The sequence below is a fragment of the Roseateles sp. P5_E4 genome (genome assembly GCF_054049255.1).
In genome coordinates, this window is sequence record NZ_JBFUMS010000008.1 from 173358 (window position 1) to 186806 (window position 13449).

The following is a 13449-nucleotide window of genomic DNA, read 5'->3' on the forward strand; positions in this document are numbered from 1 at the left end:
ATCACAGCGGCGTGATTTATTAGAGGTCGTGGCGCGAGCCTAGTCCTTTGTCAGGCGGCCGCCAAGGGGCTCAAGCCCCCGGGGTGGCGTCAGGCGACCACAGCTCACGCATGGCTGCCTCGAAGGCATCCCCCACCCGGGTGGGGGCCCGCCACGGCCGGGCCCGGCCGGCCACCCAGACCGACTGCCAGGGCGAGCCGTTGCTGCCAAAGACGACAGCATCCAGCAAGGCTTCGTCGGGCAGGCCACGCAGCGCATCGGCGTCGCGATTCAGCACCAGGGCGTCGGCGCGGGCGCCGGGCGTCAGGCCCCAGGCCGCGAAACCGGCAGCGCGGGCGCCACCTTGGACGGCAGCATCGAAGAGCCGGGCCGCGCTGGACGGCTGGCTGCCGGGCGCGGACGCGACATTGCGCTGGCGCAGCGACAGGCGCTGGCCGTACTCCAGCCAGCGCAGCTCCTCCACCCAGCCGCGCGTGACCTGGCTGTCCGAGCCCACCGTCAGCGGCACCCCACCCGCCAGCCAGCGCGGCAGGTCGGCCAGGCCGTCACCCAGGTTGGCTTCGGTGCCGGGGCAGATGACGATGCCGGCGCCGCTGCGGGCGACGGACTCGATCTCGGCCGGTTCAGCATGGGTGGCATGGACCAGCTGCCAGCGCGGATCCAGATGACCCTCGTCCGCCAACCACTGGATGGGGCGGCGGCCGGTCGCAGCGAGGCAGTCGGCCACCTCGGCCGTCTGCTCGGCCACGTGGATGTGGATGGGCAGGTCGGCCGCGCCGGCCAGATCCCGCAGGCGGGCGATGTCGCGCGGCGAGGCGCCGCGCAGCGAATGCAAGGCCACGCCGGCATTCACGCGCGGCAGGCCGGCGGCCAAGACGCGCTGGCTGGCGCGCCAGACCCAGTCGGCATCGGCGGCAAAGCGGTGCTGGTCGGGTCTCAGGTCCGTGTTCGACGCATTCACACCGAAACCGCTGCGCGTGTAGACGACCGGCAGCAGCGTCAGGCCGATGCCGACGTCCTCGGCCGCCTCGGCCAAGGCCCAGGCCATCGCCAATTCGTCTTCGAAGTGCTGGCCTTGCGCGGGGTGGTGCAGGTAATGGAACTCGCAGACCTGGGTGTAGCCACCGCGAAGCATTTCGGCATAGAGCTGGCTGGCGACCGCGCGCAGCTGCTCGGGCGAGATGCGCAGGGCCAGGGCATACATGCGGTCGCGCCAACTCCAGAAGTCGTCCTGCCCGGCGTCGCGGCGCTCGGCCAGCCCGACGAAAGCACGCTGGAAGGCGTGGCTGTGGGCATTGACGAGGCTGGGGATGACCGGGCCGCCGAGCTTCTCCGCGTCTGGCGGTGCCGACAGGTTGACCGTAATCTCCGACCAATGGCCATTCGCGTCGACGCTGAGCAGCACGTCGCGCTGCCAACGGCCATCCACCCAGGCCAGGCTGGCGTGCAGTCGCTTCAAGGCTGCCATGCGAGCATCTCTTTCAACATCTTTTCGATCAACGGCGCCACGTCAGTCGCCAGGGCGTTGTCGTAGGCACCCGAGGGCTGCGCTGCCTCGTTCATGTAGCAACGCTGGCACATCTCCAGCTGAACCGCGTGCACCCCGTCGCCCGGGCGGCCATAGTGGCGAGTGATGTAGCCGCCCTTGAAGCGGCCGTTGACGACCTGGCTGAATTGCCGCTGGCTGGCCAGCAGCGCGGCCAGGCGGTCGGTGATGGCCGGCGCGCAGGAAGCGCCATCGGCCGTACCGAGGTTGAGGGCCGGCAACCGGCCCTCGAACAGCCAGGGCAGCTCGGAGCGGATGCTGTGGCCGTCAAAGAGCAATGCATGGCCGTGTTCGGCGCGCAGGCGTGTCAGCTCCGCCGCCAGCGCCTCGTGATACGGCTGCCAATAAGCCTCGCGGCGCGCGGCGATCTCGATGGCGTCCGGCTCGGTGCCGTCGACGTAAAGAGGGTCATCGGTGAAGAAACGGGTCGGCACCAGGCCGGTGCCTCCCGAAGCGCCGGGATAGAGAGGCTGATCGTCGGGTGGCCGGTTCAGGTCGATGACGTAGCGGCTGTAGCGCGGCACGATGAGGCTGGCGCCCAGCGCTGATGCCAGCGGGCCGTAAAGGCGCTCCAGGTGCCAGTCGCTGTCCTCGCTGGCCAGGGCGCGCGGCACCAGGCGCTTGGCCAGCTCGGGCGGAATCTCCGTGCCGACATGCGGCAGGCTGATCAACAGCGGCGCGCGGCCCTGCTGCAGGCGATAGACGCTCATGACCCTCCCTGATTTCCTTGGAAGACCCGTTCTTTCAGCGGGTTATGCCCAAAGCATGCTGCCAGCTCGCGGGGGTGCGCGCTATCCCAGACACAGAAGTCGGCGCGCTGGCCAGCCACGAGCTGACCGCGGTCGGTCAGGCCCAAGGCACGGGCGCCGTTGACGGTCAGGCCGCGCAGCGCCTCCTCGGGTGTCAGGCGGAACAGCACGCAGGCCATGTTCAACATCAGCAGCGGCGACAGCGTCGGCGAGCTGCCAGGGTTGTGGTCGGTGGCGATGGCAATGGGCACGCCGGCCTCGCGCAGCGCGGCAATCGGCGGCAGCTGGGTTTCGCGCAACGCATAGAAGGCGCCGGGCAGCAGCACCGCGACGGTGCCCGCCTCGGCCATGGCCCGAACACCGGCCGGGCTGAGGAACTCAAGGTGGTCGCAGCTCAGTGCTCGGTAACGGGCCGCGAGCTGGGTGCCGCCCTGGTCACTGAGCTGCTCGGCGTGCAGCTTGACCGGCAGGTTCAGCCGCTGCGCTGCGTCGAACACGCGCGCGACCTGGGCCGGGCTGAAGGCGATGTGCTCGCAGAAGGCGTCGACCGCATCGACGAGGCCGGCCTCATACAGGTCGGGCAGCCACAGGCAGGCAGCGGCGATGTAGTCGTCGGCATCTGCGAACTCGGGCGGCAGGGCATGGGCGGCGAGATAGGTCGTGCGCACGTCAATGCCCAGGCCTTGGAGCTGGCGCGCGACGCGCAGCATGCGCGCCTCGGTGGCGGCGTCCAGCCCATAGCCGGACTTGACCTCCAGCGTTGTGACGCCCTCGCGGATGAGGGCCTGGGCGCGCTTGCGGGCGGCGGCCAACAGCTCGGCCTCGCTCGCCGCACGTGTCGCCGCGACCGTGGAGCGGATGCCGCCACCAGCCTTGGCGATGTCGGCATAGCTCGCGCCATGCAGCCGCTGCTCGAACTCGTTGGCGCGGCTGCCGCCGTAGACGAGATGGGTGTGGCAGTCCACCAGCCCCGGCGTGACAAGGGCACCATGCAGTTCGATGGTCTGCTCGGCCGCAGGAGCCTCGGCGCTCGGGCCGACCCAGCGCAGCAGGCCGTCCTCGACCAACAGAGCGCCGTCGTCGATCAGGCCCCAGCCATGCTCGCCGGCCAGCGTCGCAAGAACCCCGCCGCGCCATAGCTTCATGTATCGGGGCCCCAGGTCAACCACCAGGCATTGCCCTCGCCCGTGAAAACGCAGCTCTGCGCCACCGGGTCCTCACACCAGGCCAGTGTCAACGGCGCCATCGGCATCGCGCGGTGGCCATGCTCGAGCAGGCCGCCGTTGACGGTGAACAGGCCCACCCAAGGCGTCTTGGGCAACAGCACATGGTGGGCCGACTCGACCTCCAGGTTGCCGCGCCTCTCCATCACGTTGAAGACATCGGTCTCACCCTTGATGAGCTCGGCCTCGGGGGCGAGGCCACCGTCGAAACGCAGCGGCTCGTCGCCGATGCTCTGCGGCCAGTCGAACAGGCGCAGGCCCGCGCCGCCGATGACGGCCAGCCAGCGGTGCACGCCGGGGAAGGCCGAGAACGGCCCGTCACGCTCGACGCGCGCGACGCTGACGCGGACTGCCCAGTCATGGGCGTGCGGCCAGGCGAGCAGCTCGCGCGTGGTGCCGCCCGTGTTTTTCCAGGCCTGCGGCTGCACGTCGGCCGCGCTGACCCTGCTCCAACTCATGTTCTTTTCCTTGCGCTCAAGCCCGCCTCACGGGAGTGGAGCATTTTCCGCAGCTCTGTGCGGCGCAGCTCATGCCGCGAAGCTCCCTTGCAATTGGTAACGTGCTCCGGGGTGGGTCAGTTTCACGCTGGTTACGGCAACACCGCGGCTGTAAGTGATGCGTTTGACGACCAGGCAGGGGGCGCGGCGGTTGATGCCGAGCAGCTTGGCTTCAACCTCGCCGGGCAGGGCCGCCTCGATCATGTAGCGCGCTTCGGACAGCGGCGCCACCTCCAGCAGGTAATGCGTCGGCGTGATGCGCGTGAAATCCTGTGAAAGATAGTCGGGCGCACTGGCCGGGTTGACGGCACGCTCCTCGCACTGGATGGCCATGCCGTTCTCCAGGTGCACGATGAGGCTGAGGAAGATGGGCGCACCACGCTTGAGGCCGAGCTCGGCCGCCTGCTGCGGCGTCGCCTTGCCCTTCAACAGCGCATGCACGCGCGCTTCGTGCATGCCGCCGCGCTCGAGGATCTCCTCATGCACGTCACGCACATTCAGCGTCGACGAGATGCGATGCAGCTGGGCGACGAAGCTGCCCACGCCCTGGACGCGCTCGATCAGCCCTTCCTGCACCAGCTCGCGCAACGCCCGGTTCACCGTCATGCGGCTGACTTCGAACTGGGCGACAAGAGCGCCTTCGCTGGGCAGCAGATCGCCGGCCACCCAGTGGCTGCTGGCGATGCCTTCGCGCAGATGGTTCTTGACCTTGAGGTACTGGGGTTCGGGGCTGGCCGGGCTTCTGGGCATGGGCGCCATCCTAGTTGACTTGACTTGTATAGACAACTAGAGTTCGCGGCACTTTCAGGAGTACCCGATGCCAGCCCTGCCCCGCCCTGTCAAAGCGCCCACCGGCACCCAGCTCAGCTGCAAGAGCTGGCTGACCGAGGCTGCCTACCGCATGCTGCAAAACAACCTCGACCCCGCCGTGGCCGAGAACCCGGACGCGCTGGTGGTCTACGGCGGCATCGGCAAGGCGGCGCGCAACTGGGAGGCGTTCGACGCGATCTGCAAGTCGCTGCGCGAACTCAACGACGACGAGACGCTGCTGATCCAGTCCGGCAAGCCGGTCGGCGTGTTCCGCACCCACCCGGACGCGCCGCGGGTGCTGCTGGCCAACTCCAACCTCGTACCGGCCTGGGCCACGTGGGAGCACTTCCACGAGCTGGATCGCAAGGGCCTGATGATGTACGGCCAGATGACGGCTGGCAGCTGGATCTACATCGGCAGCCAGGGCATCGTGCAGGGCACCTACGAGACCTTTGCCGAGGCCGCGCGCCAGCATTACGGCGGCGTGGCCAAGGGCCGCTGGGTGCTGACGGCGGGCCTGGGCGGCATGGGCGGCGCCCAACCGCTGGCCGCCACCTTCGCGGGCTTCTGCTCGCTGAACATCGAATGCCAGCAGTCGCGCATCGACTTCCGCCTGAAGACCCGTTATGTCGACGAGCAGGCGTTTGATCTGGACGACGCGCTGGACCGCATCGCCAAGTACACGGCCTCCGGCGAGGCCAAGTCCATCGCGCTGCTGGGCAACGCGGCGCGGCTGATCCCGCAGCTTGCCGAGCGCTGCAAGCAGGGCACGGCCATCAGGCCCGATCTGGTCACCGACCAGACCTCGGCGCACGACCTCATCCACGGCTATCTGCCGGCCGGCTGGAGCGTGGAGCAGTGGAAGGCCGCAGCAGCCGACCCGGCCCAGCACGCCGAGCTGAAGGCGGCTGCCGCCAAGAGCTGCGCCGACCATGTGAAGGGCATGCTGGCCTTCCAGCAACTGGGCATCCCGACGGTGGACTACGGCAACAACATCCGCCAGGTCGCGCTGGACCAGGGCGTGGCCAACGCCTTCGACTTCCCCGGCTTCGTGCCCGCCTATGTGCGGCCGCTGTTCTGCGAGGGCAAAGGCCCGTTCCGCTGGGTGGCGCTGTCGGGCGACCCCGAGGACATTCGCAAGACCGACGCCAAGCTGAAGGAGTTGTTTCCCCAGCATGAAGCCCTGCACCGCTGGCTGGACATGGCCGCCGAGCGCATCGCCTTCCAGGGTCTGCCCGCGCGCATCTGCTGGTTGGGGCTGGGCGAGCGCCACCTCGCGGGCCTGGCCTTCAACGAGATGGTCAAGAGCGGCGAGCTGAAGGCGCCCATCGTCATCGGCCGCGACCACCTGGACAGCGGCTCCGTCGCCAGCCCCAACCGCGAGACCGAAGGCATGAAGGACGGCTCGGACGCCGTATCCGACTGGCCGTTGCTGAACGCACTGCTGAACACGGCTGGCGGCGCCACCTGGGTGTCGCTGCACCACGGTGGCGGCGTGGGCATGGGCTACTCGCAGCATTCCGGCGTCGTCATCGTCTGCGATGGCACCGACGCGGCCGCGAAGCGCATTTCGCGCGTGCTGTGGAACGACCCGGCCACCGGCGTCATGCGCCACGCCGACGCGGGCTACGACACCGCCGTCGACTGCGCGAAGAAGAACGAACTGAACCTGCCTTCCCTGTGAAGTCTTCTATGAAACTCATCCCCGGACAACTGACGCTCGATCAACTCGCCGACATCGCCGCCGGCCGCGCTGCGCTGCAGCTCGACGACTGGCGTGCCGTCGACAAGAGCGCCGCCCTGGTCGCTGCCGCCGCCGCGGGCGATGCGCCCGTCTATGGCGTCAACACAGGATTCGGCAAGCTGGCGAGCACGCGCATTGCCAAGGACCAGCTCGCGGCACTGCAGCTCAACCTGATCCGCAGCCACGCGGTGGGCGTCGGCGCGCCGATGTCGCCCGAGGTCGTGCGCCTGATGCTGGCCACCAAGGCGGGCAGCCTGGCGCGGGGCTTCTCCGGCGTACGCCGCGAGGTCGTGCAATCCCTACTGGATGCGCTCAGCGCCGGCTTCGTCCCCTATGTGCCCTGCCAGGGATCGGTGGGCGCCAGTGGAGACCTGGCGCCACTGGCTCACCTCACACTCGCGCTGATGGGAGAAGGCGAGGCGCTGGTGGCCGGCAAACGCATTCCGGCGCGCGACGAACTGGCCCGCCTGGAGCTGCGACCACTGACGTTGGCCGCCAAGGAGGGCCTGGCCCTCATCAACGGCACGCAGGCCAGCACGGCCCTGGCCCTGCACGCGCTGCTGCGCTTCGAGGGCCTGTTCGCCACGGCCCTGGCCAGCGGCGCGATGACGCTGGACGCGGCACGCGGCAGTGACGGCCCCTTCGACGCCCGCATCCACGAGGTGCGCGGCCAGCCGGGCCAGATCGAGGTCGCCGGCGTCTACCGCGAGCTGCTCGCCGGCAGCGCCATCCGCCAGTCGCACCGCGAGGGCGACGAGCGCGTGCAGGACCCGTACTGCCTGCGCTGCCAGCCTCAGGTCATGGGCGCCTGCCTGGACCAGGCCCGCCACACCGCCGGCGTGCTGGTGCGCGAGGCCAATGCCGTCACCGACAACCCGCTGGTGTTCGACGACGTGATGATCTCGGGCGGCAACTTCCACGCCGAGCCGGTGGCCTTCGCGGCCGACAACCTGGCCCTGGCCATCGCCGAGGTGGGCGCCATCGCCGAGCGCCGCATTGCCATGCTGATCGACCCGGCCATCTCGCGCCTGCCGCCCTTCCTGACGGCCGACGCCGGCCTGCACAGCGGCTTCATGATCGCCCACGTGACGGCCGCGGCCCTGGCCAGCGAGAACAAGAGCCTGGCCCACCCGGCCAGCGTGGACAGCCTGCCGACCAGCGCCAACCAGGAGGATCACGTGTCGATGGCCACCTTTGCCGCGCGCCGCCTGCACGCCATGATCGACAACACGGCCCACATCGTTGCCATTGAGCTGCTGGCGGCGGCCCAGGGCATCGACTTCCTGCGTCCGCTGCAGAGTTCGGCGCCGGTGGAGGCCCTGCACACGCGGCTGCGCGCCGACTGCGCCAGCAGCCCGGCCGATCACTACCTGGCGCCGGACATCGAGCGCGCGGCCGCATTGGTGCAGGCCGGAGCGCTCAAGGCCGAGCACGCGCCGGGTTTCGCTCAGTAGCGCCCCGCCGCGCCTGCGACGCGCAAGAACACGTAGGCAAACCACACGACGACGGCCTTGTGCAGCAAGGCGCGCAGGCCGGTACCGGCACGCTCGCCGACGCGCTGCGAGACCGCGATGGCGGCCTCGATCTCGCTGGCGAGTTGAACCGCGAAGCCGGCGTCCTGCACGACGACGTTGGCCTCCAGGTTGACCAGCAGTGACAGCGGGTCGATGTTGGAGCTGCCGACCGTGGCCCACTGGCCGTCGACGACGGCGACCTTGGCATGCAGGAAGGCTGGCGTGTACTCGTAGATCTCGACGCCATGGCCGAGCAGGTCCGCATACAGCGCTTCGGCAGCCCAGCCCGCGATCCGGTAATCCAGCTTGCCTTGCAGGAGCAGGCGCACGCGCACGCCGCGGTCAGCGGCGCGGCGCAGGGCATGGCGAATGCGTTGACCGGGATAGAAATAAGGGCAGACCACGTCGACGCTCTCGCGGGCGTCGGTGATGGCATCGGCATAGGCATGCTCGATGGTGCGGCGCCGGCGCAGGTTGTCGCGCAGCACGAAGGCGGCGAGGACCGGTTGCAGATGCGACACCGGCTCGCCCAGCCGCTGCGGCCCACGCCAGAGCTGAGTCACCCAGAGGCCGAAACGGCGCCGCAACGGCACGTAGTCGATAAGCGCATCGTCGAACTCCCGGCCCAGCCAGGCGCGTGACCAGATCGAACGCACGCTCTGCGCGACCAGGTCAACGAGGCCGCCACTCACCTGCACGGCGAAGTCCAGCCGCGGCAGCTCGGTGACGCCATGGTGCATGTCCAGGCGATCATCGATGACGTTGATGCCGCCGACGAAGGCCTGCTCGCCATCGACAACGCAAAGCTTCTGGTGCAGGCGGCGCAACTGGCCCGGCTGGAACCAGCGCCACCAGCGATCCATGGGCCGGAACACCGCCAGGGCCACGCCGCTGCCGGCAAAGCGCTCGCGCAGCGTCCTGATGCTGGCGTTGCTGCCGAAGCCATCGACGACGAGGCGCACGCGCACGCCACGCTGATCCGCCGCAATCAAGGCATCGGCCAGGGCCAGCGAGGTGGCGTCGTGATGAAAGATATAGGTCGCCAGCCAGACCTCGCGGCTCGCGCCGTGGATGGCTGCATGCATGCGCGGGAAAAGCTGCTCGCCGCCGCGCAGCAGTTCGACCTCGTTGCCACCGACGAAGCCGGGGTCGGCGGCCTGGTGGCGTCGGCGCCGCCTAGACCCCAGGCGCCTCATTCGAGGGCCAGCTCCACAATCAGCGGCAGGTGGTCTGACATGCGCGACCAGCTCGGGCCGCGCGGCACCTGAACGCCGGTGCAGCGCAGGCCACGCATGTAGACGCGGTCCAGCGCGAACACGGGCAGGCGCGATGGAAAGGTGGGGGCCCGAGTCCGCCCGTGCGGCGCCGTCGCGCGACGCAGGCCGTGGGCACGCATGGGCGTGTCCAAACGCTCACCCCAGTCGTTGTAGTCGCCGGCAACAAGGAACGGCGCGCCCTCGGGTACGTTGTCGCGCACAAAGCTGGCGAGGCGGTCGACCTGGCGCATGCGGCTGGAATGAATCAACCCGAAATGCGCGACGACGACGTGCACGACCGTGCCATGCCAATGCACCGGCACATGCAGCAGGCCCCGTTGCTCCAGGGAGTGGTCCGACACGTCGTGGTGGCCGATGTCGCCCATGGGCCAGCGCGACAGCAGCGCGTTGCCATGCTCGCCGAACTTGGTCGTTGCATTGGTACGGTAGGCCACCTCATAGCCTTCGGGGGCGAGGAACTCGGCCTGGCCCTTCTCGGGCCAACCGAACCAGGTGCGGTCGAAGTAAGCGGCTTCGCGGTGATGGAAGAGACGCACCTCCTGCAGGCAGACGAGGTCGGCGTCCATGGCCTCCACACCCATCTGCAGGTTATGGATCTCCAGGCGCTTGGCCGGCCCGAGGCCGCGCACGCCCTTGTGGATGTTGTAGGTGGCCACGCGCAGCACTTCGCCGGGCGGGTGAGGGGTGGGGCGGGCGACGGATCTCATGGCATCTCAGCGGCGTACGGCCGCCCGATGCCGCTGAGCGCCCCCTCGGGGGGCAGCGAACGGAGTGAGCGTGGGGGCTTCATAAGATTGCGGCGCTGAAGCGGGGCAGTTGCAGCACGGCTTCGGCGTTGGATGGTGAGAAGCAGCGGTCGGCCGCCTCATGCCAGGGCAGCCAGAGCCACGATAGATGCTCGCGCGGAGCCAGTACCGGCGTCAACGCCTCAGGCAGTTGTAGGCCGAAGACGTGTTCGGTATTGCGTGTGACGCCCGGGGCGTAGCGATGGCGCCAGTGAGGGTAAATCTCGTAAACATTGGCGAGATGCCAGTCGCGCAGCTCACCGCCCAATGCGGCGATGTCGAAGCCCGTTTCCTCCAGCACCTCTCGGCGTGCGGTCTCCGCGGGCGCCTCGTCGGGAGTGTCCTTGGAGCCCGTGACGCTCTGCCAGTAGCCGGGATGGTCAGCGCGCTCGATGAGCAGGACCTGCAGGTCCGGCGTGTGGATGACGACGAGGACGGACTCGGGGATCTTGAAGGGCTTGGCCGGGGGCATGCGGCCAGCATAGCGCCGGCAAGCCCATGAAGAATCAGGTCTTCTTGCGCCGCGCCACCTCGGGCGGCAGCTCCTTGGCCTGCAGCTCGCGCACCTGGGCGACGAGCTGGTTGTGGGCGTCCAGGAAGGCCGCAGCGATGACCTTGCCTTCGTTGGAATTGCTCCAGCCCGCGCCGGCCGCGCCACCGAGCTTGCCCAGCACGGCGCCGCCGACGCCCAGGTCGGCCACCTCGACCGAACCGGTGGACGCAGCGACCTGCTCGGTGGTCTCGTTATCGGTCAGCAGCAGGGCTGCCTGGGCCTGCTTGAGCTTGACCTGCTCGGCCGCGCCGACGAGCTTGTTCAGATAGGGAATGGCCTGCAGGATGCCGCCGATCTGGCGGCCCGCGTCCTGCTCGCTGAAGGTGAGGCTGGGTGTCAGGCTGTACTGGGCCTCATAGCCCTTGCCCTTGCTCACCGTGTTGCCCTGCTGGCGCAGGATGCCGGCTTCCTTGAGTTCCTGCTCGCGCACGGTCGCCTTGAGGCCGGCGGCGCGGTCGACAACCCGGAAGCAGCCGCTCTGCTGGGCCAGCAGGCGCACCAGGGGCACGGGGCTGGACGGCAGCTGGTAGCTGCTGGAGTAGGCATAGCCGTTGGGGTTCTCGACCAGGGCCAGCGTCGCAACGGGTGCATCACATTTGACGAGCTCGCGGCTGGCCTTGTGGGCGCCGGCCGGGCCGGCCGAGCCGCTGATGACCGAGCCGCCGTCGCCCAGCGTGGTAGACGATTTGCCGCAGCCGACGAGCAGCAGCGCGACAACGGGAAGAGCGAGCAAGGGACGGATGTTCATCGGCGGGAGTCTGCCTTGCCCCTCACGCCGACCCGTCCCAGGAAAGCGGGACGGCCGGACGCCCTCTCCCCCGGGCCTGCGGGGGCGCCATCAAGAAAAAAGCCTCGCGACCGCGAGGCTTTTGGTGCCGGAGCCGTGCGGGCTTACTGCGCCGCAGCCGCCGAATTGCGCAGGCGGATGTGCAGCTCGCGCAGCTGCTTTTCGTCCACCAGCGACGGCGCGCCGGTCAGCAGGCACTGCGCGCGCTGGGTCTTGGGGAAGGCGATGACGTCGCGGATGGACTCGGCCTTGGTCATCATCGTGACGATGCGGTCCAGGCCGAAAGCCAGGCCGCCGTGCGGGGGCGCACCGTACTGCAGCGCGTCCAGCAGGAAACCGAACTTGATGCGCTGGTCTTCCGCGCTGATGTTGAGCGCCTCGAAGACCTTGGCCTGCACCTCGGCACGGTGGATACGCACCGAGCCGCCGCCCAGCTCCCAGCCGTTGAGCACCATGTCGTAAGCCTTGGCGATGCACTTGCCCGGGTCCGACGTCATCAGGTCCTCGTGGCCGTCCTTGGGTGCCGTGAACGGGTGGTGAACGGCCGCCCAGCGGTTGTTCTCCTCGTCGTGCTCGAACATCGGGAAGTCGACGACCCACAGCGGCGCCCAGACGTCGTTGAACAGGCCGTTGGCCTTGCCGAACTCGCTGTGGCCGACCTTCAGGCGCAGCGCACCGATGGCGTCGTTGACGATCTTGGCCTTGTCGGCGCCGAAGAACAACAGGTCGCCGTCCTGGGCGCCGGTGCGCTTCAGGATCTCGGCGACGGCGTCGTCGTGCAGGTTCTTGACGATGGGCGACTGCAGGCCTTCGCGGCCCTTGGCCACTTCGTTGACCTTGACCCAGGCCAGGCCCTTGGCGCCGTAGATCTTGACGAACTCGGTGTAGGCGTCGATCTCGCCGCGGCTCATGGACGCGCCCTTGGGCACGCGCAGCGCGACGACGCGACCACCCGGCGTGGTGGCCGGGCCGCTGAACACCTTGAAGTCCACCGTCGTCATGGCGTCGGTCAGCTCGGTGAACTCGAGCTTGACGCGCAGGTCCGGCTTGTCGGAGCCGAAGCGGTGCATGGCTTCCGCGTACTTCATGACCGGGTAGTCGCCCAGCTCGACGTTGAGGTTCTTGCGGAAGACGTGGCGGATCATGCCCTCGAACATCGAGCGGATCTCTTCCTCGGTCAGGAAGGAGGTCTCGATATCGATCTGCGTGAACTCGGGCTGGCGGTCGGCGCGCAGGTCCTCGTCACGGAAGCACTTGGTGATCTGGTAGTAGCGGTCGAACCCCGACACCATCAGCAGCTGCTTGAACAGCTGGGGCGACTGCGGCAGCGCGAAGAAGTGGCCGTCATGCACGCGGCTGGGCACGAGGTAGTCGCGCGCGCCTTCCGGGGTGCTCTTGGTCAGCATCGGCGTCTCGATGTCGACGAAGCCGTGCTCGTCCAGGAACTTGCGGACTTCCATCGCAACGCGGTAGCGCAGCATCAGGTTGTTCTGCATGTAGGGGCGGCGCAGGTCCAGCACGCGGTGCGTGAGGCGGGTCGTCTCGCTGAGGTTGTCCTCGTCGATCTGGAAGGGGATGGGCACCGACGGGTTCAGCACCTCGATCTCGTGGCAGAGCACTTCGATCTTGCCGCTGACGAGGTTGGCGTTCTCGGTGCCGGCCGGGCGGGCGCGCACCTTGCCGACGATCTTGAGGCAGAACTCGCTGCGGACGTCCTCGGCAATCTTGAAGCTGTCGGCGCGGTCGGGGTCGCAGACGATCTGGACCAGCCCTTCGCGGTCGCGCAGGTCGATGAAGATGACGCCGCCATGGTCACGGCGGCGATGGGCCCAGCCCATCAGGGTCACGGTCTGGTCGAGCAGCTTTTCGCTGACTTGGCCGGCATAGCAGGTACGCATGGGATTTCTCCGAATTCTTTTCAGGGGGTGTTCTTGGGGCGCTGGCGAGCTCGCTCGGCTCTCAGG

General features: G+C 68.6%; 12 protein-coding genes. 2 read left to right on the plus strand and 10 right to left on the minus strand.

The genetic code is table 11. From position 1 onward, the window contains the following. Positions 1 to 70: 70 nt before the first annotated feature. From hutF to hutC, 5 genes are all read right to left on the minus strand, one after another. Positions 71 to 1468, minus strand: coding sequence for a formimidoylglutamate deiminase (hutF, locus tag ACXJLH_RS16925; protein WP_056204028.1), 1398 nt, complete (start codon positions 1466 to 1468; stop codon positions 71 to 73). Beyond that, on the minus strand, positions 1456 to 2256 hold the full coding sequence (hutG, locus tag ACXJLH_RS16930) for an N-formylglutamate deformylase (RefSeq protein WP_457445428.1): 801 nt from the start codon (positions 2254 to 2256) through the stop codon (positions 1456 to 1458). Before hutG ends, hutF begins: the two co-directional genes overlap by 13 nt. After that, on the minus strand, positions 2253 to 3440 hold the full coding sequence (gene hutI, locus ACXJLH_RS16935) for an imidazolonepropionase (RefSeq protein WP_056204033.1): 1188 nt from the start codon (positions 3438 to 3440) through the stop codon (positions 2253 to 2255). The genes hutG and hutI overlap by 4 nt, the downstream gene beginning before the upstream one ends. Continuing rightward, on the minus strand, positions 3437 to 3976 hold the full coding sequence (locus ACXJLH_RS16940; protein ID WP_056204036.1) for a HutD/Ves family protein: 540 nt from the start codon (positions 3974 to 3976) through the stop codon (positions 3437 to 3439). Before ACXJLH_RS16940 ends, hutI begins: the two co-directional genes overlap by 4 nt. Before the next feature lie 69 nt (positions 3977 to 4045). Further along, entirely contained in the window at positions 4046 to 4765 is a 720-nt protein-coding gene (hutC, locus tag ACXJLH_RS16945) for a histidine utilization repressor (protein WP_457445430.1), read from the minus strand. Between the two features lie 67 nt (positions 4766 to 4832). On the opposite strand from hutC, the gene hutU reads away from it, so the two are divergent. Next, positions 4833 to 6509 (plus strand): urocanate hydratase, encoded by a 1677-nt coding sequence (hutU, locus tag ACXJLH_RS16950; protein WP_457445432.1) that lies wholly within the window; start codon positions 4833 to 4835, stop codon positions 6507 to 6509. Positions 6510 to 6517: 8 nt separating this feature from the next. Beyond that, a complete protein-coding gene (gene hutH / locus ACXJLH_RS16955) occupies positions 6518 to 8023 on the plus strand; it encodes a histidine ammonia-lyase (RefSeq protein WP_457445433.1) in 1506 nt (501 codons plus the stop codon). Here the strand turns inward: hutH and clsB are convergent. The 5 genes from clsB to aspS all read right to left on the minus strand — a co-directional run bounded on the left by clsB (position 8017) and on the right by aspS (position 13383). Beyond that, on the minus strand, positions 8017 to 9279 hold the full coding sequence (gene clsB / locus ACXJLH_RS16960) for a cardiolipin synthase ClsB (RefSeq protein WP_457445435.1): 1263 nt from the start codon (positions 9277 to 9279) through the stop codon (positions 8017 to 8019). The genes hutH and clsB overlap by 7 nt on opposite strands. Then, positions 9276 to 10067: an endonuclease/exonuclease/phosphatase family protein gene (locus ACXJLH_RS16965; RefSeq protein ID WP_056204046.1), complete on the minus strand. Its 792-nt coding sequence runs from the start codon at positions 10065 to 10067 to the stop codon at positions 9276 to 9278. The genes clsB and ACXJLH_RS16965 overlap by 4 nt, the downstream gene beginning before the upstream one ends. 79 nt (positions 10068 to 10146) lie before the next feature. Continuing rightward, on the minus strand, positions 10147 to 10617 hold the full coding sequence (gene nudB / locus ACXJLH_RS16970; RefSeq protein ID WP_457321861.1) for a dihydroneopterin triphosphate diphosphatase: 471 nt from the start codon (positions 10615 to 10617) through the stop codon (positions 10147 to 10149). Positions 10618 to 10651: 34 nt separating this feature from the next. Further along, the gene (locus tag ACXJLH_RS16975) at positions 10652 to 11446 is read right to left on the minus strand and encodes a CsgG/HfaB family protein (RefSeq protein WP_457321859.1); all 795 of its coding nucleotides are present in this window, start codon (positions 11444 to 11446) and stop codon (positions 10652 to 10654) included. A gap of 143 nt (positions 11447 to 11589) precedes the next feature. Continuing rightward, complete coding sequence (gene aspS / locus ACXJLH_RS16980; RefSeq protein ID WP_457445437.1) at positions 11590 to 13383, minus strand: aspartate--tRNA ligase; 1794 nt, start codon at positions 13381 to 13383, stop codon at positions 11590 to 11592. Positions 13384 to 13449: the final 66 nt, after the last annotated feature.

Coding starts and splice junctions, on each gene's coding strand:
- hutF (WP_056204028.1), bottom strand. CDS start 1,468: ATGGCAGCCTTGAAGCGACTGCACGCCAGCCTGGCCTGGGTGGATGGC.
- hutG (WP_457445428.1), bottom strand. CDS start 2,256: ATGAGCGTCTATCGCCTGCAGCAGGGCCGCGCGCCGCTGTTGATCAGC.
- hutI (WP_056204033.1), bottom strand. CDS start 3,440: ATGAAGCTATGGCGCGGCGGGGTTCTTGCGACGCTGGCCGGCGAGCAT.
- ACXJLH_RS16940 (WP_056204036.1), bottom strand. CDS start 3,976: ATGAGTTGGAGCAGGGTCAGCGCGGCCGACGTGCAGCCGCAGGCCTGG.
- hutC (WP_457445430.1), bottom strand. CDS start 4,765: ATGCCCAGAAGCCCGGCCAGCCCCGAACCCCAGTACCTCAAGGTCAAG.
- hutU (WP_457445432.1), top strand. CDS start 4,833: ATGCCAGCCCTGCCCCGCCCTGTCAAAGCGCCCACCGGCACCCAGCTC.
- hutH (WP_457445433.1), top strand. CDS start 6,518: ATGAAACTCATCCCCGGACAACTGACGCTCGATCAACTCGCCGACATC.
- clsB (WP_457445435.1), bottom strand. CDS start 9,279: ATGAGGCGCCTGGGGTCTAGGCGGCGCCGACGCCACCAGGCCGCCGAC.
- ACXJLH_RS16965 (WP_056204046.1), bottom strand. CDS start 10,067: ATGAGATCCGTCGCCCGCCCCACCCCTCACCCGCCCGGCGAAGTGCTG.
- nudB (WP_457321861.1), bottom strand. CDS start 10,617: ATGCCCCCGGCCAAGCCCTTCAAGATCCCCGAGTCCGTCCTCGTCGTC.
- ACXJLH_RS16975 (WP_457321859.1), bottom strand. CDS start 11,446: ATGAACATCCGTCCCTTGCTCGCTCTTCCCGTTGTCGCGCTGCTGCTC.
- aspS (WP_457445437.1), bottom strand. CDS start 13,383: ATGCGTACCTGCTATGCCGGCCAAGTCAGCGAAAAGCTGCTCGACCAG.